The sequence below is a fragment of the Empedobacter sp. R750 genome (assembly GCF_030324345.1).
GTDB classification, from domain to species: domain Bacteria; phylum Bacteroidota; class Bacteroidia; order Flavobacteriales; family Weeksellaceae; genus Empedobacter; species Empedobacter falsenii_C.
Genome location: NZ_JACAGF010000001.1, coordinates 374007 through 396872 on the forward strand (window position 1 = coordinate 374007; position 22866 = coordinate 396872).

At 30.2% G+C, this 22866-nt stretch carries 21 protein-coding genes; 12 read left to right on the forward strand and 9 right to left on the reverse strand.

All coding sequences use genetic code 11. The annotated features are described in order from the left end of the window. Positions 1–7: 7 nt before the first annotated feature. From HXZ74_RS01980 to HXZ74_RS02005, 6 genes are all read left to right on the forward strand, one after another. Positions 8–826, forward strand: a complete 819-nt coding sequence (locus HXZ74_RS01980; RefSeq protein ID WP_286473597.1) for a GIN domain-containing protein — start codon at positions 8–10, stop codon at positions 824–826. 22 nt (positions 827–848) lie between these two features. Further along, the gene (locus HXZ74_RS01985) at positions 849–3263 is read left to right on the forward strand and encodes an ABC transporter permease (protein ID WP_280061445.1); all 2415 of its coding nucleotides are present in this window, start codon (positions 849–851) and stop codon (positions 3261–3263) included. 10 nt (positions 3264–3273) lie between these two features. Next, complete coding sequence (locus HXZ74_RS01990) at positions 3274–4563, forward strand: TolC family protein (RefSeq protein ID WP_286473599.1); 1290 nt, start codon at positions 3274–3276, stop codon at positions 4561–4563. 213 nt (positions 4564–4776) lie between these two features. Next, entirely contained in the window at positions 4777–5382 is a 606-nt protein-coding gene (locus HXZ74_RS01995; protein WP_038334157.1) for an NAD(P)H-dependent oxidoreductase, read from the forward strand. 3 nt (positions 5383–5385) lie between these two features. After that, a complete protein-coding gene (locus tag HXZ74_RS02000; RefSeq protein ID WP_038334154.1) occupies positions 5386–5673 on the forward strand; it encodes a putative quinol monooxygenase in 288 nt (95 codons plus the stop codon). Between the two features lie 2 nt (positions 5674–5675). Next, entirely contained in the window at positions 5676–6659 is a 984-nt protein-coding gene (locus tag HXZ74_RS02005; protein WP_038334152.1) for an aldo/keto reductase, read from the forward strand. A gap of 66 nt (positions 6660–6725) precedes the next feature. On the opposite strand, the gene HXZ74_RS02010 is transcribed toward HXZ74_RS02005, so the two are convergent. From HXZ74_RS02010 to HXZ74_RS02025, 4 genes are read right to left on the reverse strand one after another with little or no spacing between them, the layout of a single operon-like run. Then, positions 6726–7874 (reverse strand): cytochrome-c peroxidase, encoded by a 1149-nt coding sequence (locus HXZ74_RS02010; protein WP_038334456.1) that lies wholly within the window; start codon positions 7872–7874, stop codon positions 6726–6728. Positions 7875–7881: 7 nt separating this feature from the next. Then, complete coding sequence (locus HXZ74_RS02015; RefSeq protein WP_115000543.1) at positions 7882–9480, reverse strand: DUF6850 family outer membrane beta-barrel protein; 1599 nt, start codon at positions 9478–9480, stop codon at positions 7882–7884. A gap of 12 nt (positions 9481–9492) precedes the next feature. After that, positions 9493–10821: a DUF4876 domain-containing protein gene (locus HXZ74_RS02020; RefSeq protein WP_115000542.1), complete on the reverse strand. Its 1329-nt coding sequence runs from the start codon at positions 10819–10821 to the stop codon at positions 9493–9495. A 27-nt stretch (positions 10822–10848) separates the two neighbouring features. Then, a complete protein-coding gene (locus HXZ74_RS02025; protein ID WP_280061447.1) occupies positions 10849–13548 on the reverse strand; it encodes a TonB-dependent receptor in 2700 nt (899 codons plus the stop codon). A 275-nt stretch (positions 13549–13823) separates the two neighbouring features. On the opposite strand from HXZ74_RS02025, the gene HXZ74_RS02030 reads away from it, so the two are divergent. Further along, complete coding sequence (locus HXZ74_RS02030) at positions 13824–13964, forward strand: NUDIX hydrolase (RefSeq protein ID WP_181816309.1); 141 nt, start codon at positions 13824–13826, stop codon at positions 13962–13964. A 453-nt stretch (positions 13965–14417) separates the two neighbouring features. Here the strand turns inward: HXZ74_RS02030 and ffh are convergent, their stop codons facing one another. After that, on the reverse strand, positions 14418–15779 hold the full coding sequence (gene ffh, locus HXZ74_RS02035; protein WP_115000224.1) for a signal recognition particle protein: 1362 nt from the start codon (positions 15777–15779) through the stop codon (positions 14418–14420). A 116-nt stretch (positions 15780–15895) separates the two neighbouring features. Between ffh and HXZ74_RS02040 the strand changes: the two genes are divergently transcribed. After that, positions 15896–16258 carry a hypothetical protein gene (locus HXZ74_RS02040; RefSeq protein WP_115000226.1) on the forward strand — a complete coding sequence of 121 codons (363 nt, stop codon included), beginning with the start codon at positions 15896–15898 and terminating at the stop codon, positions 16256–16258. A gap of 57 nt (positions 16259–16315) precedes the next feature. On the opposite strand, the gene hemB is transcribed toward HXZ74_RS02040, so the two are convergent. Further along, the gene (gene hemB / locus HXZ74_RS02045; protein WP_280035685.1) at positions 16316–17311 is read right to left on the reverse strand and encodes a porphobilinogen synthase; all 996 of its coding nucleotides are present in this window, start codon (positions 17309–17311) and stop codon (positions 16316–16318) included. 97 nt (positions 17312–17408) lie between these two features. On the opposite strand from hemB, the gene HXZ74_RS02050 reads away from it, so the two are divergent. From HXZ74_RS02050 to HXZ74_RS02060, 3 genes are all read left to right on the forward strand, one after another. Beyond that, positions 17409–17966, forward strand: a complete 558-nt coding sequence (locus tag HXZ74_RS02050) for a hypothetical protein (RefSeq protein WP_147279981.1) — start codon at positions 17409–17411, stop codon at positions 17964–17966. Positions 17967–18009: 43 nt separating this feature from the next. Beyond that, a complete protein-coding gene (gene trmD / locus HXZ74_RS02055) occupies positions 18010–18696 on the forward strand; it encodes a tRNA (guanosine(37)-N1)-methyltransferase TrmD (RefSeq protein WP_115000229.1) in 687 nt (228 codons plus the stop codon). A 71-nt stretch (positions 18697–18767) separates the two neighbouring features. Next, positions 18768–19877 carry a DUF6438 domain-containing protein gene (locus HXZ74_RS02060; protein WP_181816299.1) on the forward strand — a complete coding sequence of 370 codons (1110 nt, stop codon included), beginning with the start codon at positions 18768–18770 and terminating at the stop codon, positions 19875–19877. A 37-nt stretch (positions 19878–19914) separates the two neighbouring features. Here the strand turns inward: HXZ74_RS02060 and HXZ74_RS02065 are convergent, their stop codons facing one another. The 3 genes from HXZ74_RS02065 to HXZ74_RS02075 form a co-directional block, all read right to left on the reverse strand. Then, positions 19915–20700: an alpha/beta fold hydrolase gene (locus HXZ74_RS02065; RefSeq protein ID WP_280061448.1), complete on the reverse strand. Its 786-nt coding sequence runs from the start codon at positions 20698–20700 to the stop codon at positions 19915–19917. A 76-nt stretch (positions 20701–20776) separates the two neighbouring features. Beyond that, positions 20777–21478, reverse strand: a complete 702-nt coding sequence (def, locus tag HXZ74_RS02070) for a peptide deformylase (protein ID WP_280045609.1) — start codon at positions 21476–21478, stop codon at positions 20777–20779. Further along, positions 21475–21888 carry a DoxX family protein gene (locus tag HXZ74_RS02075; RefSeq protein ID WP_125349377.1) on the reverse strand — a complete coding sequence of 138 codons (414 nt, stop codon included), beginning with the start codon at positions 21886–21888 and terminating at the stop codon, positions 21475–21477. Before HXZ74_RS02075 ends, def begins: the two co-directional genes overlap by 4 nt. A gap of 124 nt (positions 21889–22012) precedes the next feature. Between HXZ74_RS02075 and HXZ74_RS02080 the strand changes: the two genes are divergently transcribed. Further along, the gene (locus HXZ74_RS02080) at positions 22013–22828 is read left to right on the forward strand and encodes a hypothetical protein (RefSeq protein ID WP_125349378.1); all 816 of its coding nucleotides are present in this window, start codon (positions 22013–22015) and stop codon (positions 22826–22828) included. Positions 22829–22866 lie beyond the last annotated feature (38 nt).

A 22866-nucleotide genomic window follows, 5' to 3' on the forward strand; every position in this document is an offset into this window, starting at 1 on the left:
ATAAACCATGAAAAATTATATTCTTCTATTGTTCAATTTGACAACAATCTTATTGAATGCTCAAATTACAGAATCAAGAAATATTGAAAATTTTAACGAAATTATCTGTAAATCAGGCGTAAATATCAATTACTATAACTCAGATTCTCCAAAAGTAATTGTCGAGACAGATAAAAAAGAAAATTTAAATTACATTATTACAAGTACAAAAAATAATGTTTTAGAAGTTTATATAGATACTAAAAACCAACCAAATGTTACAATTTCAAAGATTGATATAAGTGTTTATGGTATAGCTTTAGAAAGGATTTCGATGACTTCTGGCTCAAAAATCTCGTTTGAAGATAATTTTAAATCAAATGTGTTGAGAATTAAACAAACTTCTGGAGCACAAATCGTTTTTAAATCTCTAAAAACCGATCATTTAGAGATTGATTTGTCGTCTGGTGCTCAATTGAATGGAAATATCACCTCTAAAACTATAACTTCTAAAATGAGTTCTGGATCTATTTGGGAATCAAAAATCAATTCAGAAAACACAACGATTAATATTTCAAATGGAGCAATAGTTTCTTTAAAAGGAGAAACTAAACAATTAGATATAAAGGCGACAAGTGGATCCATTTCAGACTTGAAAAAACTGAATGCAACAAGAGCAAATTTGATAGCAAATAATGCTTCTTCAATTACAAGTTGGGTTTCACAAAAACTTTTAGTAGATGCAAATACGGCTAGTAAGATTACGATAAAAGGTTTACCAACTGATATAACAATTCAACGTGATAAGCTTTCTAAAGTTTTGAATGAAAATGGTGATTCTTATTAATTCGAAAAAAATAATATAATCGATGCTAAAAAATTGGTTTAAAATATATTTAAGAAATACGATCAAGAACAAAGGGTTTACATTTCTTACAATTCTTGGTTTAGCTATCGGAATTGCTGGTGTTATTTTTTCGACTTTATATTGGAAAGATGAAACGAGTTACGATAAATGGAATCCGAATATTGATCGCGTATTTGAAACATTAACTGTATTTCAAAAAGGTGGAGAAACTTGGCCTACAAGTGTTGAACCTTTACCTCGTTACTTAAAAGAAAAATCAGATAAGATAGAAAGTTATTGTTGGTTTGAAGGTTGGTATGGACAAGAAACTTTTTACGTCGATAATAAAAAAGTTTATGTTACTGGAATTACTAGTACAGATCAGAATTTTTTTGATTTTATTCCATTCAAGTTTGTAAAAGGAAGTGTAGATAATTTTCGAAAAAATAGATATGGTGTTGCAATAGAAGAAAAAGAGGCAGCTAAAATTTTTGGCACTGAAAATCCTGTAGGAAAAACTTTGACAACTTTTGATGGCAGAAAAATGCCTATTTATGGAGTTTTTAAAACAAACAAGTATACTAGTTTTCAACCTAAAATGGTTGTTTCAAATATCTATAAACGTTTAGAAGATACAAAAGATCAATGGGGAAATTATGGTTCTGGATTATTTATCAAATTAAAAAATACTGCTGATAAAGAAGAAGTTGAAAAATTAGGAACACAACTTTTTTATGAAAATAATACTTTAAAAAATGCAAAAAACGAAGGAATACCTGTAAAAGAATTTGTAAAGATTTATGAACCAGTAACTGTAAAGTTCCAATCATTAAACGACTCAAGATTAAATGCAAAAGTTTCTCGATTGCCAGAAGGAATGGGGAATAAACTATTCTTACAAATCAATTTAGGGTTATCTTATTTAATCTTGATCTTATCGATTATCAATTATATAAATCTTTCTACTGCACAAGCAATTAGAAGAGCGAAAGAAGTAGGAATAAGAAAAGTTGTTGGTGCTACAAAAAGAAATATTGTTTTACAATTTATCATAGAAACTACAATAACCACAGTTTTGTCATTTATTGTTGCATTAGCTTTTGTTGAAGTTTTTTTGCCTACATATAATCAATTAATTGACAAAAATTTAGAATTGTATATTACTTCGTTTATTCCATATTTGATTGTAATTTTTGTTATCGTAGTTGTTATTGCTGGAATTTTCCCTGCTATTTATGTTTCAAATTTTAAAGAACTGAACGTTTTAAAAGGTAATTTTTCAAGAAGTAAAAATGGAATTTGGTTACGAAATGGAATGTTGATTTTACAATTTTCAATTGCTACATTCTTTATTGTTGCAGGAACTCTTGTTATTCAACAAATGAATTACATTTCAAAAAAAGATTTAGGTTTCTCAGGTAATCAAGTAATTAGTATTCCATTTAAAAGACAAGATTTAGCTGATAAAAAGTTTGATTTTTATAACAGTTTCAAACAAGATTTACTAAAAATAAAAGGTGTACAAGCTGTAAATGCTACTGCGTTCAAGTTTGGTTCTCTTGGAGCTATGTCTAATACAAGTTTTCGAGTAAAAGAAAAACAATTGGTGACAGATAATATGGGAATTGATTTTGGTTTTTTGGATATGATGAAAATTCAATTAAAAGAAGGAAGAGATTTAAATCCAATGATTTCGTCCGATACAATTTCGAATGTATTAATAAATGAAACCGCAAAAAAATATTTTGGAGAAACGTTGAAACTGAATGATGAATTTGAATGGAATGGACAAAAATTGAAGCTTATTGGTGTAACAAAAGATTTCAATTTAGGAGAACCGCAAAATAAAATACGACCAATGATGTTTTTCCATTTCAAAGTTGTTGATTGGTTATCGTACAATTTGCAAGATGTTTTGATTAAAATAGATACTGATAAACAGACCATAGATAATATCGAGAAGTTTTGGAAAGCCAAAGTTGATCAAGATTATCCTTTCGAATATGAATTTGTAGACAAACAGTTTGCACGTTCGTATGAAAATTATACAAAACAAGAAAAAATGTTCAAGATCTTGAATGTTATTGTGATTACAATTGCGTTGTTTGGATTATTCGCGCTTTCATCTTACACAATCGAACGTAAATACAAAGAAATAGCCATTCGAAAAGTTTTAGGTGCTGAAACGTCTTCTTTACTACGAATTTTATCAAAACAATATATCTATTTCGCATTTATAGGTTTTGCACTTGCAATTTTACCAAGTTATTTTTTGATGCAAAAATGGTTAGAAAACTTTGCTTATCGCATTGATATCTCAATCTGGATTTATGTGTTTGCTTTTGTTTTATTATTGAGTTTAACCTTAATTGTTGTTTTAATAAAAGCTTATTCTGCTACACGAATCAATAGTTTAAATTACCTGAAATACGAATAATTCTCTATTTATGAATGCTAAATATTTTTTATTAATGGTTGTGCTTTTCTCATTTTTGGGAAAAGCACAAAACCTAACGTTAGAAGATTGTTTGAATTTAGGGAGAGAAAATCAACCTGATTTTAAAATTCAGTCGATAAAAATTGATCAGAAAGTGAAAACAAAACGTTCTTTTGCTTCGCAATTTTTACCAACTATTGATGCTTCCGTTTCACATGCTTATAATTTTGGATCCTCAATTGATCCTTCAAATAATACAAGAGAACCTTCTAATATTCAGTCAGATAATTTGTCAATTAATGCTCAAATTAATTTGTTTGATTTCTCTAAATTAAATCAAACAACAATTCAAAACTATAATATCGAATTAGAAAAACTTGAATTAAAAACAATTCAAAATCAATATGATTTGTTAGTTTTAGAAAAATATATGGCGGCTTTGGGTTTGCAAGAATGGCGAATTGTTTTGAAATCTCAAATGGAAAATTCTCAGATACAATTTGTTCGAATTTCAAAGGAAGTAGAGGAAGGGAAGCGTCCGAAAAGTGATTTTTATGATATTCAAGTTATCGTACTTCAAGATCAAAATGATTTAGAAAAATCTAAACATGATGAAATTATAAGTAAAACTGAATTGATTCAATTGTTGAATATTAGAAGTATTTTACCAGAAAATATGACGTTACAACAACCTTTATTAGATGAAATAAATCAGAATGAATTCAATTTTTCAACTTATCCATCTATTGAAAAATTTGAGTTGAATACAAAGAAAATCAATGAAGAATATAAGCAGTTATTTGGGAAATATGTACCAAGTTTATTTTTGAATTATTCGTACGGAACTTTTTATGCGCAGAAAATTAAGAGTTTAGCGGATACAAATTTTCAGTTTGGGAATCAATTAAAAGACAATAAAAGTCAATACATTGGCTTGAATCTTTCTATTCCGATTTATTCGAGAGGAAATACAGCGCAACAACGTGAATTGAAAAAAATTGAATTGCAATTGAATGAAGCGCAAAAAAATAAAGAAGAAAAACGTTTAAATGATTTGGTCAATCTTGAATTAAAAAAACTGAATTTATTGGAAGATTTGACGAATTCTTTAATTGAAATTGTCAAAGCTTCTGAGCAATCTTTTGAAACCACAGAAATAAAATATAAGTTTGATAAAGTTGATGCTTCGGTTTACAAATCGTCTAAAAATCAAGTGTTGCAATCAAAATACAATGAACTCAATAATAATTTGAGTCAAGTATTTATTCAAAATCAATTAAAAATTTTAGTAGCTAATTAAATTATCATTTTATTTTGCTGCGTAGTAATATTTAAATTCAACTGCAGATAAGGTACCTGTTTCGTAAATGGCTTTAAACGTTCTCAACCATTCTAAATTCCATTACATAATTTTCTTTTGTATAATTATAATGATACAAATGTATAATTTAAATTATTTTTATAATACAAATTTAGATTAGAAATTTGCACTGTCAATAATTAAAAGATAGTAATGAATATATTTATTATAAATGGAGCACAAAAATTCGCGCATTCAAGCGGAGCTTTCAACGAAACTTTAAACAATTGGACAGTAGCTTTTTTTAAGGAAAAAGGGTTCGAATTTCGTACAACCAATATTAATGATGAGTTTGATTCTTCTGTTGAAGTTGAGAATTTTAAATGGGCAGATGTGATTATTTATCATTTTCCGATCTGGTGGTTTCAAGTCCCAAATCGCATGAAGCTTTACATTGACGAAGTTTTTACAGCAGGACATCAAAATGGGATTTATAAAAATGATGGTCGTTCACGTAAAAATCCAGAGATCAATTACGGAACTGGAGGTTTGATGCATGGCAAAAAATACATGGTCAATACCACATGGAATGCTCCCGAAACAGCTTTCACCTTAACGGGCGAGTTTTTTGATCAAAAATCAGTTGATGAAGGAGTATTATTTGGTTTTCATAAAATGAATCAGTTTGCCGCACTAGAAAGAATCAACGGATTTCATTTTCATGATTTAGAAAAAAATGCAACACAAGAGCGTGTAGACGTTTACGAAAAAGCTTACAAGACGCATTTAGAAGAGGTATTTAAAAATTTAACAAAGTAAAAAATGAACATATATATTACAGCAATTATTAAGTCAAAACCTGAATTTAAGGTAGAAGTTCAAGCAGTTTTGCAAAATATGGTTCAAGAAACAAAGAAGGAAAAAGCATGTTTATTGTATGATTTGCACCAAGGTTTAACAGAGGAAAACGAGTTTGTTTTTTATGAAATATGGGAAAACCAAGAAGGTTTGGATCTGCATAATCAACAAAGCTACATACAAGAATTTGGTAAGATTGTTTCGGAAAAATTACAAGAAACGCCACAGATTTATTTAACAAAAAAACTATAAAAATGGAATACAGAAAATTAGGAAATACAGAATTAGAATTATCAGCAATTACTTACGGAGCCTTTGCGATCGGTGGAAATATGTGGGGCGGTAACGAGCAGAAAGATAGTATTGCTTCGGTTCAAGCTTCTATTGAAAACGGCGTAACAACTTTAGATACAGCCCCTTTTTATGGATTTGGATTGAGCGAAAAAATGATTGGTGAAGCCATAAAAGGTTATGATAGAACGAAGATTCAATTGCTTACTAAATTTGGTTTAGTTTGGGATGGAAGTAACCAAGGGAAAGGTGAGTTTTTCTTTGATGCAGAAGAAAACGGAAAAGCAATTCCAGTGTACAAATATGCTTCAAAAGCCAATATCATCAAGGAAGTGGAAGAAAGTTTAAAACGCTTGCAAACGGACTACATCGATTTATTGCAAATCCATTGGCCAGATACGACAACCTCCATTTCAGAAACAATGGAAGCCTTGGAAATTTTGATTCAACAAGGTAAAATTCGTGCTGCAGGTGTGAGCAATTATTCTGTCGATCAGGTTGAAGAAGCTCGCAAAACATTAAATATTGCCAGCAATCAAGTTGGCTACAGCATGTTGAATCGCGCTATAGAGCATGATTTGGTACCATTTGCACAGCAACAAGATTTAGGAATTATTGTGTACAGCCCGATGGAAAGAGGTTTGTTGACTGGAAAATACTTTACAGACGGAAAATTAAAAGAAAACGATCATAGAAACGGGTATTTCCAACAATTTGATTTGGAAAAAGTAAAATCGTTCTTGGATACAATCAAGCCAATAGCTGATGAAAAGAATGCTACACTTTCGCAATTGGTTTTACGATGGACGAGTTTGCAACCTGCCATTACTGTAGTTTTAGCTGGCGCAAGAAATGCGGAACAAGCGATTGCCAATGCCAAAGCAATGGATATTACTATTTCTGCTGATGAAATGAATTTTATTAATACAGAGTTAGCTAAGTTGTAACCTTAAATTTCAAAGCAAAATAAAAAACGACTCAATTTATTGAGTCGTTTTGCTATTTATAATTTGTTATTTATTTGGTAATTGCGGTGGACGCATTTTGTATTGATTCTGTTTCAAACTCATCAAAAAAGCTTCTAACGCATCCATTTCCGAAGCAGTTAAATTCAATTTCTGAACTAACTCTGTTGTTTTCGGAAATAATGAATCATTTTTCTGTTTCTCATTTGGTTGAAAATGAAACATTCCGGCATTGTACATATTGATTACGCCACGAATTGTAGGGAAAAGTCCGTTGTGCATATAAGGTGCATTTTGAGGAACTTCTCGCAATGAAGGTGTTTTGAATTCGCCAACATTTTTAGCCAATTTAGTTGTATTGTATAAACCTAAATCTTCGTATTCTCGACCATAATATGTCAAACCAATATTATGAAATTTATTATCCGAAAAATACGCTGTATTGTGACAATTGATGCAACGCGCTTTTGTGCGGAAAAGATGTAAACCTTCAATTTCTTGATCAGTTAATTCATCCGATTTTCCTGCAATAAATTTATCAAATCTATTTTTCGGAGATAAAATTGTACGTTCAAAAGTTGCAATTGCTTTTGTAATACGGTCATTCGTTACTTTTTCGTCACCAAAAGCGGCTTTAAATAATTCTTTGTAACCATTAATTTCAGCAATTCGTTTTGTTGCAAAATCAATGTGATGATTCATTTCTTTTTTATCACGAATCGGAAATTCTGCTTGTTCTTCCAATGTTTTTGCACGACCATCCCAAAACATTACTTTTGAGTAAGCAACATTCATCAAACTCGGCGAATTACGCGCTCCCAACTGTCGATCTTCACCATAAGGAACACGACGACCATCGCCCCAATTCAACTCAGGATCGTGGCAATTTGCACAAGAAATTTGATTGGAATTTGATAAACGAGGATCAAAAAATAAGGATTTTCCTAACTCAGCTTTCTCTTTAGAATACGGATTATCTTTAGGAAAAGGAACTTCGCCTAATGTACCAATATCTTCAAAACCATCTTTCAAAACACTTTCGTCCACAATTGGTTTAGGCCATTTTGACTGATCTCCGCTACTATACAATGCACGTAATTCGGTAACTGTATAACCTTGATCGATTATTTTGTTACTATTAAACGCATAAAATAGAGTAGTCGCACCAAATGCAACGATTGGAAGCATTTTTTTCATCTTCATTCTAATAATTTAATTGAATTCCGAAATTCATTAAATACGTATTATCTGTATTGATTTCGGTAAAATTGCTCTTATTTGTTGCAAATATACCTTTTAACTGCGTATACAACTCGATTGTTTTATTGTTTTTTACAGGTAAAATGTAACGAATAGACGTTGAAGCATCAAAATGATTGGTTGTATTGTACGCATAATCATAAGCCGCAACATTGTTGTAAAAAGTATCTTCGTTTACTCCAGTCATTTTTGTATAATCAAAATAAGAATCTAACAATGCATAATAATTAAAAGCTAAACCGACATTTAATTTCGAATTATTATTCAACATCAAATCTTTATTTCCATAAATACCAACATCCAACGATTTAATTTTCATGTCATATATCGCTAAAGCATCGTAATATTTGTTCTGATTATAGCTTGTTTTGAATCCAAGAAAATAATTCATTTTTGTAAGATCACGATTCGCTAAATTAACATCTAAATTTAGATTTTGTAAACGATTTTGATAATTCATTCCACCGATAGAAACATCGTAATTTTCGCCATCTTTTCTCGAAAAATCTAAACGCGCATTGATTGTATTGTTATCAAATTTTGTCATAAAATTCGCATAAGCAAAATGCTCGTTGATATCCCAAACATAGATAAAGAACTTATCTTCTTTGGTTTTGCTATCATACATTCGCTGTTGATTTTCTTGGTAATTGTAACCTAAAATCAACTTTGTATTGTCTGAACTAAATTGATATCCACCACCGATTTTAGAAATGATATTTCGTGTAAAATATTCGTAAATTGTTTTTTCGTTATCTATTTTATTTCTCAATGGATTATTAATTTCGCGACCATAACCTGCCATGTAACGCAAATAGGTACTTGAATTTTCTTCTACATCTTGATTTCTTCCTTTATACTTTAAGCTATAATCCTTGTCTTTTCGACCATATGCACCTAATACAAAAATTTGATGTCCATCAAAAATTTCATAACCAACTTGAATTTCTCCAACTAATTTATTGTTTTTGATTTCTGGACGAGGATCTAATTTACGCGCCATTTTATTGACATTCAATTCGGCTTTAGCAGCTAATGTTAAGTTTCCAAAATTTTTCGAAACTCCACCACGAATCAAATATTGCTGATTATCCCAATCTGCTGCACGCGGAACGTAGAAATATTGCGGAGAAAGCACTTGTTGCTCATCAGTACGTTCATCAGAAAGATTCCATGATAGATTTTTTTCATTGAATTTCTGCAAATCTATCATTCCGAAAATTCTAAAACCATTTTCAGTTGTGTACAAACCTTCGCTCAAAAAACCATAACGATTTGTTTCTTCGGCTGTTTGTTTACGCGCAAATTGATTGTTTTGATGACTCAAATAAATCCCTGTATGTGTATAATCTTTAATCGGTAAAGAATGTGTTGCAACGGGTAATTGCCAATTCAAATCTTTTACAACTTGTTCAGCTTCGTTAGAAGTTACTTTTATCGAATCATTTTCTTGTGCAAATGATGTACTTCCGAAAAGTAAACACGCAAAAGAAACAATTTTCAATAATTTGTTATCGTATGTTGTTAAATCAATTGATTTCATGTTTTTTAATTTCTATTGCGCAAAAATCTTTGGTTCAGCTTTGATGTTTACAAAATCGTTTGTGGAATTGTTTGTATCCTTCAAAATTATACGACCATTAATTGTTTTTTGAGTTTTACGAATAATAGATGTTGATGTATAAGAACCCGCTGTTAAATAAGCATAACCAGCATCTTGTTTGTTCTGTAATTTTTTCGGAACCAATTTAGTTCCCATATCTTGTGTTGTTTCTACAGCATCTAAAATAAAATCATTCGGCAATTGTAAATATTGATATGTTGTTTTATTTGATGGATTTCTCACCTTACCAAAACCATTTATATCATTTTCATCAGCTCTAAAAAGAATATAAGCTTGACGACCTAAATTGTCTAACAATAAATCTTTATTTCCATTTGCCCACCACACAATATCTAAATCTGGAACAGCAGGATTTTGAATATCATACGAATATTGAGAACCTAAATAACTCGTCATATTTACCTCAAAATCGGCATTTGATAAGTCGACCGTTAACTCTGGTTTCAGAATTTCGATCACTTTACCATTTGCATCGGTATAATTTCCTTTATGATTTATCGCCGTTTGCGCAATTGTAATACTTTGACCTGGTTGAACTGGATAAGTCGTTCCATTTCCTGGAATACGAACCGCATTCGCAACATACACATAACCCGTATTCGCTTCAGCACCTTTTGTATTTCCTTCACCTTTGGACCAATCTAATTGTCCATTTGCTTGAGAATATGATTGAGATTCGACTGTATTAGCACCAAATAATTGCCCAAAAATTAAACCATCTGCATAAATTACTTCATTCGAATTGTTGTAAATCTCAATAAATTGATCTCTAAACAAAGCGCCTTCTTTGATATCAGAACCTCCGTAATAGATTTGTTTTAAAATTAAACCACCAATTATTTTAGCCGAATTCAACTCTATAGCAATTGAAATATTTGAAGAATTTACACTCACATTTTGCGCAGATCCATTAAACTCAATATTATCTTCCGTTCCTGCATCATATCCAAATAAAGTTTCAAACTCTGCTGGAGTCAATGAAAAACTAACATTCGCTGAATATGTTCCTGGAATTAGTTGAGGAAAAACCGCTTCACCATTACTGTTAGTAACCGCTTCATATATCATTCCTGTTTGCGTATTTTTAAGAATTGTTTTCGCATTTACAGGTAATTTTGAAGCATCAAAATCGCTATCAAAAGTAACCTTTGTTGTAAATGTAACGGGTTGAACCGCTGAATTTCCAAAATCATCATCAGAACAAGAATTAAATAATAAACTTGCTAAAATAGGAGTGAGAAGTATATATTTTTTTAACATAATAATCTTTTTTGAAATTGTTTAGAATTAGAAAGTGTATTCAATTTTACCTCCCAATGAAAATTTTGCAATATTAGAGACTCTTCTTTCTCCAGAATCGTTGATATAAGTAGGTTTTAAACCAAAAACATTTGTTGTATAAACAGATACTTTGAATCCATTCAAGAAATCTTTCGAAATGCGTAAATGGAAATTATGCAATGAATTTTGTAATTCTGCTAATGTTTTTTGTGGCGCTTTAATCAAATGTCCGTACAAATCTGTATTTCCTTGATCTTCGACAGGAATTGCATGATAAACAGAATTTTCATCCAAATATCCTATTGGATTTCTATTGTTGTATTTATCATGATTTTGAATAAAAATATGTTCTGTACGAAGAGATAAAATCAATCCAACTTTTTTCAAATGATAATTAAAATTTGTTCCAAACATTAAAGCTTCATCATTCGATTTTGGATTATAATAGACAGCATATTTTTCTTTTGCTAAAACATTTGTAGAAGCTTCATATTCATAAACAGGCTTATTATTTGTTGTTTTTGTGTACGAACCATTCACCGAAATATCTAAATTTAGAGATTTGATTCGGTTAAAATTTATAAACATTTCGATACCTTTATCCGTCGATTCTAAGTTATTTTCTAAAGTATTATAAATAATTTGATAAGCTTCTTTTCCAGTTACAGAATAGGTTGGAGTAGAAGTAGACGTGTCCACACTAATTGTAGAACCTTCTAAAGTTGTTGCATGATAAACTTTTGAAATACCATCTTTCAATTGATTATAATATCCTGTTACATTTAATGATCCGAAAGGCAAATTAACATCAAAACCTATTTCTGAATTGTAAGATCTACTTGGTTTCAAATTTAAATTATTTCCTTCCAAAAGAAACGTTTCAATCCAGCCATATTGCTTATTATTGACATAATAAATTCCGTCTCCCAACAAACGATCGTAAATTCGATCTCCCGTAAATAGTTGATTCAACGAAGGTGCTTTAGAAGCAATTCCGTATCCACCACGAATTCTAAACACTTTATTGAACGCGTAAGATGTATTTATACGCGGTTGAAATGTGTTATTTCCATATTGATTATCGAATCTAAAACCTAAATCTAACTTGAAAACATTATCATTTTCGCCAAATTTCACAATTCTATCTTCTGCATAAACAGACAATTGCCATTGCGTTTTGGTGTTTTTGAAATTATAATCACGATAACCCAAACCACCTTTTGCTCCACTTAATGTATAATAATTAGGCGTTGTATTTTCGTCCGTATATGTTCCGCGACCTTTGTTAGAGCTTGATCGAGAAGATAAACCAACAGAAAAAGTATGGTTCCAATTGTTTTTAGATTCGTAATTTTTTACACCTTCTATATTTAAGAAAGTAGACATCGGAATTCCTTCTACATTTTTGACAAATGTATATTGATTTGGTAAAAATATCGCATCCGAAATTCCATTTTCCGTAGAAGTTGTGACCGCAGCAGTTGCGACATTATTCCAACGTTCTTCTTTCGAATTTTGCTTCTCATAATTGATGTTTGCGTCAACATTTAAAGCATCAATCCAATCTTTTTTCAAGTTCCATTTCAGATTATTAGATAATCGAATCGTGAACTTATCATTCTTTATTTTAGGATCCGAAATATCATCTGGATCATATTTTATTTTATCATTATTGATTGCAAAACTTCCTTCTAAAGTATTAACCAATGTATTGATTTTGTTCGATGATTTCCACGCAGCATTTGTTGTAATACGATTATAGGATTTCAAATTATCGCGAACATCTTCATTAGAAGCCAAATAATTCCCCGACAAACTCAAGAAATTTCTATCATTAAGCTTGAAACCTTTTGATATATTATATTCTGTTGTCGCATCTAACATCGAAATAGAAGCGCGTAGGGGAGTTGAACCAACTTTAGAATTGATAATGATTAGTCCTGAAGTTAAATCACCATATTTTGCAGGAGCAATTCCTTGAATAATTTTTACTTCATCGATATTAGCCGTTGTAATTTGACGCAAATCGACACCATAGCTTGGATTGTTAAAATCATTGAAACCACCACCATTTAAAGAGGTAAACGCTTGCATATTTTCATTGTTTGAAATTGGAATATCATTGACTACAATCGACGTCCCAAACGCTTTATTCTGAAAATAATCTTTGCGATCACTATTTGTATTACTTGACAAACTTCCTGATAATCCCAAATTATTTGAAGAAATCGCAGTTCTAAAAACAACATTTTTGAATTCGTTGTTGTTAAAATCCATTGTAACTTGTCCTGGTAATTGTTGCAAAACTTCGTTTAACGAAAACGCTTGCACATTTTCTATTGCTTCTTTACCAAGCGTAATTTCTGAATATTCCTTTTTCTTTTTCGGGAAAATATCAACTTGTTCCAAACGTAAAGTTTGATTGTATAAGACAATCGAAACATTATTTTCTGAAGAGTCTACAACAATTTCTTGTGTTTCTTTTCCTTTTTGAGAAAAAGACAAATTAGTATTCTCGTTCGTTAATTCTATTGTAAAAAAACCGTCCGAATTTGTTTGTGTCCATCGTTTGGTTTGAGGATCCTGAACCTGAACATTAGATAATTTTTGACCATTTTCATCCGTCACAGTACCAGTTAAAATTCGTTGGGCATTTACAAAACTAAATGTACCCAATAGTGAGAGCGCTAATAAACCTTTTTTCATCAATAAGAAAATTGTGTTGCAAATTTATTTTAAACTAATCTAAATAGCAATAGAACAAAAATCATATTTTAATAAAACATTAAATATTAATCAAAAGAAGCAATGTTATTAGGTCATAGATTATGTTAAATAGAAAGTGATTGAATTTATCGATTTTAGAGAAAGAAGAATGTATATCTATAAAAGGGATAATCAGAATAAATGGTAAATATTTATTGATAAAGAATAATCGAAATGAATGGGAATTATCTGGAGGAAGATTATAACCAAATGAATTGCCAGAAGAAACTCTTGAACGTGAAATTTATGAAGAATTAAATATAAAGTGTAAAGTTTCAAAAATTGTTAATTCTTGGGTTTTTGAGGTTGCTCCAAATAAAACTATATTTATTGTAACCGGTACAATGAAATTATAATAAGCAAAGAACATTCAAATTTTAGATTATTTAATCTAGAATAATTAGAACATATGGATATTCCAAAAAGGATATCTAAACTCTATAAAAAATATCTGTCTAGGAGATTCTTTAATTTTCTTATTTAACATAATAAAGATTATTAACATTAATATTTCATAGAAATAATAATGTTATAATATATATTATGTTAAATTGAATAACCTTATACCACTAACTTTTATATTTAATGTTTAGTTAAACGTTTTTTATTTAAATTTATAATTAACAAATAAATAGATGTATGAAACATTTTATCTTACTTTTTATAACAGCTTTCGACTCATACATCTACGACTTTGATTTTGGATCAATCCTACGTTGATGGTTCAAACTTAACGTTTACGAAGCAAAAATAAAATCTATAAAAAAACCTCCAATAATTTGGAGGTTTTTAGTTATATATAATTGTTATTACATTTTTGGCATTCCTGGGAATCCACCTGCTGGCATATTTTTAGACATTGTTTCCATCATCTTTTTACCATTTGCAGAATTCATAAATTTCATCATTTTACCCATTTCAGAGAATTGTTTCAATAATTGATTCACTTCTTGTAAAGATGTTCCAGAACCAGCTGCAATTCTTTTCTTACGAGAATTATCGATAATATTTGGATTTTGACGCTCTTTTTTCGTCATTGAGTGAATAATCGCTTCAACACCTTTAAAAGCATTGTCGTCAATATCTACATCTTTCAACGCTTTTCCAGCACCAGGAATCATTCCAACCAAATCTTTCATATTACCCATACGTTTGATTTGCTGAATTTGTTTTAAGAAATCATCAAAATCGAAGCTATTTTTGGCAATTTTCTTTTGTAAACGTTTTGCTTCTTCTTCGTCAAATTGTTCTTGAGCACGCTCTACTAACGAAACAACGTCACCCATTCCCAAAATACGATCTGCCATACGTTCTGGATAGAAAACATCTAAAGCTTCCATTTTCTCACCAGTAGAAATAAATTTGATTGGCTTGTCAACAACCGTTCTAATCGTTAATGCAGCTCCACCACGTGTATCACCATCTAATTTTGTTAAAACAACTCCATTATAATTCAATACTTCATTGAAAGCTTTTGCAGTATTCACCGCATCTTGACCTGTCATAGAGTCTACAACAAATAAAGTTTCGGTAGGATTAACTGTTTGGTGAACGCGACGAATTTCATCCATCATTTGCTCATCAATCGCCAAACGACCAGCTGTATCGACAATAATTACATTATTTCCATTTTGTTTTGCTTGTACAATCGCTGATTGAGCAATTTCTACAGGATTTTTGTTTTCTAAATCAGCATAAACATCTACACCAATTTGCTCTCCTAAAACTTGTAACTGATTGATGGCAGCTGGACGATAAACATCACCAGCAACTAATAATACTTTTTTGTTTTTCTTAGTTTTTAGGAAATTAGCTAATTTACCAGAAAAAGTTGTTTTACCAGAACCTTGTAAACCAGCAATCAAAATAATTGTCGGATTATCGTCTACTTTCAGTTCAGTAACCTCACCTCCCATTAATTTTGCTAATTCATCATGAACAATTTTTACCATTAATTGTCCAGGATTAAGCGACGTAATTACGTTTTCACCTAAAGCCTTTTCTTTTACCGTATTTGTAAAATCTTTTGCAACTTTATAACTAACATCGGCATCAACAAGGGCTCTACGCACCTCTTTTACGGTTTCTGCAACGTTAATTTCTGTAATTTGTCCTTTTCCTTTTAAGGTATGTAATGCTTTATCTAATTTATCCTGAAGATTTTGAAACATTTTGAGTCAATTTTAGGACACAAATATAAAAAAATTATACCGAATAATATAAATTCACACAACAAGGTATACAATTGATTAATAATGTTTAAATTGCCAACTCAAATTTTGGTTGAATGAAAAAAGGTTTAGTACTATTTTTATTCTTTGTTACTGGGGTGGTTTTCAGTCAAACAAAGAATAACCAAACTTATTATTTTTTTTCCATCGCTTATGGACAAGATAATGAAGTTTATGTGACAGATGTTTATGAAGCAAACATCGATAACAAAGATATCTACGCCAAATTGGCAGATAGATATACAAAGTTTCAGAATTATTTATTGAAAAATGGAACGATTGGTTCTTTAAAAGAAATTCAAACGGGTTACGAAAAGAATTATCAGAAAAAAGAACAAGCTGAAGCTGAACAAAAATATTTTCTATCTACATTAGAAAAACAACAATTTACAGCGAAAATGGTTAATTATTCGCTTTAAAACATAAAAAATCCACTTCAAACGAAGTGGATTTTTTTATTTCTTTTTTGAACTGATTTATTGATCATTCAATAATCTTGCAGCTTCTTTTGCAAAGTAAGTTGAAATTAGGTCAGATCCTGCTCTTTTGAAACAAGTTAAAGATTCTAAAATAACTTTATCATTATCTAACCAACCTTTTTCTACAGCAGCTTTTATCATCGCATATTCACCTGAAACCTGATAAACAGAAACCGGAACTTGTAAATTATCTTTCACTAATTTCACAATATCTAAATAAGCCATTCCTGGTTTTACCATCAAAATATCTGCACCTTCTTCTACATCTGCAATTGCTTCGCGCAACGCTTCTTGCGAATTATGGTAATCCATTTGATAGGTTTTTTTATCTTTCGGAATTTCTTGAGAATCAACTGGCGCAGAATCTAAGGCTGTACGGAAAGGTCCATAAAAAGATGATGCATATTTCGCAGCATACGTCATGATTCCTACATTATGAAAACCGTTTTCCTCCAACGCAGCACGCATCGCTCCTATTCGACCATCCATCATATCAGAAGGCGCAACAAAATCTGCACCAGCTTCTGCATGAGACAACGTCATTTTTACCAAAGCGTCAACAGTTTCATCATTAATAACTTCTCCATTTTTGATGATTCCGTCGTGACCATAAATTGAATATGGATCTAAGGCAACATCAGGCATTACAATCATTTCTGGAACTGCATCTTTAATTGCTTTGATTGTATTTTGCATCAATCCGTTTGGATTCCAAGCCTCTTTACCTGTATTATCTTTTAAGTTATCACTAACTTTACAATATATGTTAACTGATTTTATACCTAAATCCCAAATTTCTTTTACTTCTTTTACAGTATTGTCAAGAGATTGGCGGTAAATACCTGGCATTGCAGCAATTTCTTCTTTCACACCTTCTCCTTCAGCCATAAAAATTGGTAAAATAAAATCGTTTGGTGACAAATGATTTTCGCGAATCATACTACGAATTGATTCATTTTTGCGTAGTCGTCTATGTCTGTTATATAAAAACATTTGATTAAAATTTTAGACAAATTTACTCGATTTCATTTGAATAAGGCTAATGAATAATATCAATTATATTTATTAATTTTAAAAGAAAATCAATCATTTGAATAATCAGTTAAAATATTTATCATTCATTATATTTTTTGGATTAATTTCTTGCAATAAAAAGAATTATAAAACGATTCAATTTAGAAGTTTCTCTATGGAAATTCCGAAAGATTGGAAAAAAGTGAAATTAGGCGGAATTGATACTGAAGTTGGAAGAATTATTACACCAAATAATGATACCTTAGATTATGATTATGGCAGACTTGCAGGCGGAGATTTTGATATTAATGCTAAAATTGCAGATAGTATTTTTACAATTATTTTAAATAATAATCCTGATTTAGAATTGGAAAAAATCTCTGAGTTATATATCAATAAACTTCACAAAACTAATATTGATTCTATCGTACAATCAGAATATCAGATTTCTTATATTGTTATTGATCATCAAAAAGCAAAACTTATACAATCAAATCATCATAAATTAATTGCAGTTTATATGGATACTATTAAAAATTCAACTTCAAAATTTAATTTTATTGGTTACAATTTAGATGAAAAGTCACAAGAAGAATTTATAAATTCTATTAAAACAATCAAATTCAAAAAATAGATTTAAACTTGCGCAAACGTAGCTAAACAAATATCTTTGCAGCATGCGAATAGATATTATCACAGTTTTACCCGAATTATTAGTTAGTCCATTTTCTGCCTCGATTATGAAACGCGCGCAAGACAAAGGTTTAGCTGAAATTCATGTTCACGATTTGAGAGATTTTGGAAAAGGACGTTATCGTCATGTAGATGATTATCCGTACGGAGGAACTTCTGGAATGGTGATTATGTGCGAGCCTTTGGACAAAATGATTTCGAAATTGAAAGATGAACGCACTTATGATGAAATTATTTATTTGACTCCAGATGGTGAAACGTTGAATCAAACAATTGCGAATGATTTGTCATTGAAAGGAAATCTTATGATGATTTGCGGACATTACAAGGGAATCGATCAACGTATTCGAGATATGTATGTTACAAGAGAAATTTCGATTGGCGATTATGTGCTTTCGGGAGGAGAATTTGGTGCAATTATTTTGGCTGATTCTATTATTAGATTGTTACCTGGTGTAATTGGTGATGAGACTTCTGCCCTTTCAGACTCGTTTCAAGATGATTTGTTGGCGCCACCAATTTATACGCGTCCAGCCGAATATAAAGGTCTTAAAGTTCCGGATGTTTTACTTTCGGGTAACTTTCCTAAAATTGAAGAATGGCTGCATGAACAAGCAATTGAACGTACAAAAGAACGTCGCCCAGATTTGTTAGAAAAAAGATCAAAATAAATAGAAAAGCTTCCAATTAGGGAGCTTTTTTTCATAAATAATATATTGTATCTTAATTCAATATATTATTTATGAAATACATCTATTTTTTTATACTTATATTATCTTTTAATTCTTGTAAAAATAATTCCGAAGCTGACAATAAACTATTAGAACAAATACAAGGTGTCTGGTCAACTAAAATGGCAGTTTTAGATCCAGTTATTTATAAATTCGATCAGGATTCAATATATAATAATAAAGGATATTATGATGGTATCTATGAAACTTATGGAATTCGAGAGCATAAAAAATTTATACCTACTAAATTTTTAGGTAATTCAATCAAATTCTATGTAAGAGATTCAACTGTTCATTATTTTGATTCTATCAATAGACCAAAACCATTTTTTAAAATTTTATCAATAAATAAAGAAGAAATGGTTATCAAATATAATAATGATTCGAGTCTTGATACACTTGGAAGAAGAGATAATAATACCAAAACTCCATTAGATTATGATCAAATTATTTATACGACAAGTGGTTGTTATGGAAGTTGTAGTATAATAAATATCGCTATTCAAAAAAATGGAACTATTATTAGCGCTAATGAAGCTTTTAATGGAAAAAAGGGCGTTTTTGAAGGTAAATTAGATAAAAAATTTCATCAATTTTTAGAGCAGAAAATTAATGACGCAGAATTACTTTCATTAAAAGATAATTATGAAGAACAAATTACAGATCAATCAGAAGATTTGTTACTTGTCATAAAGAAGGATAAAATTATAAAATCGATACGTGTTTATGCTTATCCAATGAATCCTTCTTATTCGAGTTTAGAATTAGCTCTTACTTATTCAGGTTCTTTAATGAATAATAAAAAGAAATACCATGAATCTGAATACTTCCCACTACTCAGTTTAATCAATATTAATGGAAAACAATTAAGCAAAGCACAAACTTTCTTATTTTGGACAGAATTAATGAAGCATCCTTCAAATAAAATATCAATAAAAAATCAACAAACCTATAAAATACAATTTTATTACTATTATTTTGGTGGAGAATTAGGAGAAATTAATCCTTGTAAATTACTTAGTATAAAAGGAAATGGTCAACAATTTGAATTAACTTTTGAAAATAATCAAAAACATTATTACGATTTAGGATATAATTTTATACAACAATATATAGACTAAAAAAAGCTTCCAATTAGGAAGCTTTTTTTAGTATTTTTTATTTAACTCGATGAATATATTCAATTACTTTATCGTTGAAAATTTGTGGTTGATCGACATTGACAACATGCCCACAATCATCGATAACAATCAATTCTGAATGTTTAGTATGCGCTTTTGTTAATTCCTGAATCGAAGGCAAAAACATATGATCTTCTGCTCCCATCACATATAAAGTCGGAATATTCAATTCAACTTTTCGAAACCATTTTAGCAACGGATTGACATCCGCAGTAAGTTTGAACCATTTCAAAAATTCTTTTTGATACAATTTTTTCGCTTCATTGATAAATAATAACCTTGATTCTTTGTGCGTATTTTTTGGCATGATAGCGAAAGCAAAAATTCGATACAAGATCAAATAAGGCAACATATGTTTGAACGTATTTCCAACATTAATCAAAAATTGACATTGGAAATTAATTTTCATAATAGCGCCTCCCATCACCATTGATTTGAATCGCTCCGAATAATCTTCTGCCAATTGTCGAATTACAATCGTTCCTAAAGACATCCCAACAAAATGCGTTTTATCAATATTTAAATGATCTAAAACATCAATTACATCTTTTGAAACTGATTTGAAAGTATAACGTTTTTCGAAAAGCGCTTTCAAGTTTTTCTTAGAACGTCCGTGTCCTCTCAAATCCATTAACAAAACATTAAAATGTTTGCGAAATTCACGCAATTGCTTGAACCAAATCGTAGAACTTCCTCCTGCTCCATGAACAAAAGTAACCCATTCTGTACTCGTTGGATGATTATATGTAGTGTATGCTAACAATTTTCTAAATAAGTTTTTCGCAAAATTAAACTAAAAACTATGCCAAGCATAATAATTTCTACGTTTTAAGAAATTTTTAATCTTCATCATCGTCGTCATCTATAAAAGAACCAGTCTTTTTCAAGTAAAAAACATCGTTCATTACTTCTGCTTTCACATAATTTAGCTTTTCTTGCTCTTTCATTCGATCCGTAAATAACGTTCCTGTTAAATGATCGTATTCGTGCTGAAAAATAACCGCTGTAAAACCTTCTACCGTTTCATCATGAAAATTTCCATCCAAATCATAATACTCCAATCGAAGAACCAAGCTTCTATACACTTTTCCGAAAATATCAGGAATAGATAAACAACCTTCACGACCGTGACGAACAATGTCCGAATACCAAGTAATTTTTGGATTGATAATAAACTCAAAAGGTTCGCCTTCTTTATCAAAACGTTGCACCCAAACCGCGTTGCGATTAATCCCAATTTGCGGAGCAGCAATTCCAACACCTTTACTCGCCTCATCTTGTACAGTCGCATACATACGATCGGCCAATAATTTGATTAACGGATCTTTTGGATCAATATCAATAGAAATTGATTTTAAGATTTTTGTATCTGCATCCGAAGTCGTTAATAAAACACGAAAAGGATCATAGGAATTCTTTTCTTTTATTAATGTCGTTTCTGCCTTTGTTAATGGCGTATAAACAATGTTTTTCATATTTTTTGATTGAGCAAATAATGCAGAAGAACAAATCAATAAGCTATAGGTTAATGTTTTTATCATTTTTTAAGGATCAATTTGTCTAAAGAATATTTTCCTGCGCCTGATAAAAATATAACTAAATAATTGATTAAATAGAATAATCCCAATTCTTTTTTACCAAAATCATGATCCGCATGTACGATAAATACCGCAACTAACATTGTAATGATTAGTGGAATCACTGCTAAACGAGTAAATAATCCAACTAAAACTAAAGAAGCACAAAGAATTTCTGCAAAAACCGTTAAACCCAAAGATACTTCTGGTCCAAGTCTAATTGGATCACCAAATTCAAAATTACCATTGACTAATTTTTGTAATTTTCCGAATCCGTGTGTAAACATAAATCCACCAGCAGCTAAACGTACTAATAACAATGATAAATCGATAAATGCAGGTTGATTTCCTAAAAGTTTAAATTTTGTGCTCATTTTTTTTAATTTTTTTCAAATATAAGTTCTAGTTTTTACGTTCACCTTTAAATAGATCAAGAAATCTACATTTTTGGATTAATTTTGGTTAATCTTTCTATTCAAGAATAAAAAAATACAACATATGTTAAAAAACATTGCTTTAATTACGATATTATTTTCAGGTTTTGCATTTGCTCAAAAATCTGAATTACAGCAAAATGATGTTTTAGGAAATCCAACTTTTATTGAAGAATCGATGCAAAAAGCACGTATTCGCATGAAGTTTATCGAAGGTTATGAAACCGAATATTACACAAAATCAACGTATAATAAAGATGGAAATCCAACAAAACGTGATTATTTTGATGAAGCTGGAAATAAAACTTTTGCTGAAACATTTAATTACAATGAATCAAATAAATTGATTTCGAGAGAAATGAAAAACAATGACGAAAGTTTAGTTTTCAATTTTGATTACGAATATACAACAGATGGTTATATCGTGACGAAAAGCGAAAATGATGTCAATGTTTCTAAAACGGAATATAAATTAGATCAAAATCAGAATGTAACTTACGAAAGAGAAACTAATTTATTGGAAGATTCGGATGTTTTTATCGAGAAAACGTTTCAATATCAAAATGGATTTTTAGTCAAAACATTGGTGAAATATAATCAAGGAACTTATACGTTGAATTATAAAAATGACGCAAAAGGCAATCCAATAGAGGAAACTTATGTAGACAAAGACAATAAACAAGTCAATAAATATGTTCGAAAATTTGATGAAAACAATAATATTATCGAAGAAACAGTGCTTGATGAAACAGGAAAAGTAAAGAATATTTCGACGATTAAATATCAATATGATAATCACAAAAATTGGACAAAACGCACACAATACGCCAAAGATATCGATCAACCAATTTCAAATACAACAAGAACAGTACGTTACTAAAAATACAAGAGCCAAGCTAATTTGGCTCTTTTTTATTT

Excerpts from the sequence above, each read along its gene's own strand:
- HXZ74_RS02020 (WP_115000542.1), bottom strand. The coding sequence starts at position 10,821 with ATGTTAAAAAAATATATACTTCTCACTCCTATTTTAGCAAGTTTATTA.
- HXZ74_RS02040 (WP_115000226.1), top strand. The coding sequence starts at position 15,896 with ATGAAAAAAGGTTTAGTACTATTTTTATTCTTTGTTACTGGGGTGGTT.
- def (WP_280045609.1), bottom strand. The coding sequence starts at position 21,478 with ATGATAAAAACATTAACCTATAGCTTATTGATTTGTTCTTCTGCATTA.
- HXZ74_RS01995 (WP_038334157.1), top strand. The coding sequence starts at position 4,777 with ATGAATATATTTATTATAAATGGAGCACAAAAATTCGCGCATTCAAGC.
- ffh (WP_115000224.1), bottom strand. The coding sequence starts at position 15,779 with ATGTTTCAAAATCTTCAGGATAAATTAGATAAAGCATTACATACCTTA.
- trmD (WP_115000229.1), top strand. The coding sequence starts at position 18,010 with ATGCGAATAGATATTATCACAGTTTTACCCGAATTATTAGTTAGTCCA.
- HXZ74_RS01990 (WP_286473599.1), top strand. The coding sequence starts at position 3,274 with ATGAATGCTAAATATTTTTTATTAATGGTTGTGCTTTTCTCATTTTTG.
- HXZ74_RS02005 (WP_038334152.1), top strand. The coding sequence starts at position 5,676 with ATGGAATACAGAAAATTAGGAAATACAGAATTAGAATTATCAGCAATT.
- HXZ74_RS02080 (WP_125349378.1), top strand. The coding sequence starts at position 22,013 with ATGTTAAAAAACATTGCTTTAATTACGATATTATTTTCAGGTTTTGCA.
- HXZ74_RS02025 (WP_280061447.1), bottom strand. The coding sequence starts at position 13,548 with ATGAAAAAAGGTTTATTAGCGCTCTCACTATTGGGTACATTTAGTTTT.
- HXZ74_RS02075 (WP_125349377.1), bottom strand. The coding sequence starts at position 21,888 with ATGAGCACAAAATTTAAACTTTTAGGAAATCAACCTGCATTTATCGAT.
- HXZ74_RS02010 (WP_038334456.1), bottom strand. The coding sequence starts at position 7,874 with ATGAAAAAAATGCTTCCAATCGTTGCATTTGGTGCGACTACTCTATTT.
- hemB (WP_280035685.1), bottom strand. The coding sequence starts at position 17,311 with ATGTTTTTATATAACAGACATAGACGACTACGCAAAAATGAATCAATT.
- HXZ74_RS02060 (WP_181816299.1), top strand. The coding sequence starts at position 18,768 with ATGAAATACATCTATTTTTTTATACTTATATTATCTTTTAATTCTTGT.
- HXZ74_RS01980 (WP_286473597.1), top strand. The coding sequence starts at position 8 with ATGAAAAATTATATTCTTCTATTGTTCAATTTGACAACAATCTTATTG.
- HXZ74_RS02000 (WP_038334154.1), top strand. The coding sequence starts at position 5,386 with ATGAACATATATATTACAGCAATTATTAAGTCAAAACCTGAATTTAAG.
- HXZ74_RS02015 (WP_115000543.1), bottom strand. The coding sequence starts at position 9,480 with ATGAAATCAATTGATTTAACAACATACGATAACAAATTATTGAAAATT.
- HXZ74_RS01985 (WP_280061445.1), top strand. The coding sequence starts at position 849 with ATGCTAAAAAATTGGTTTAAAATATATTTAAGAAATACGATCAAGAAC.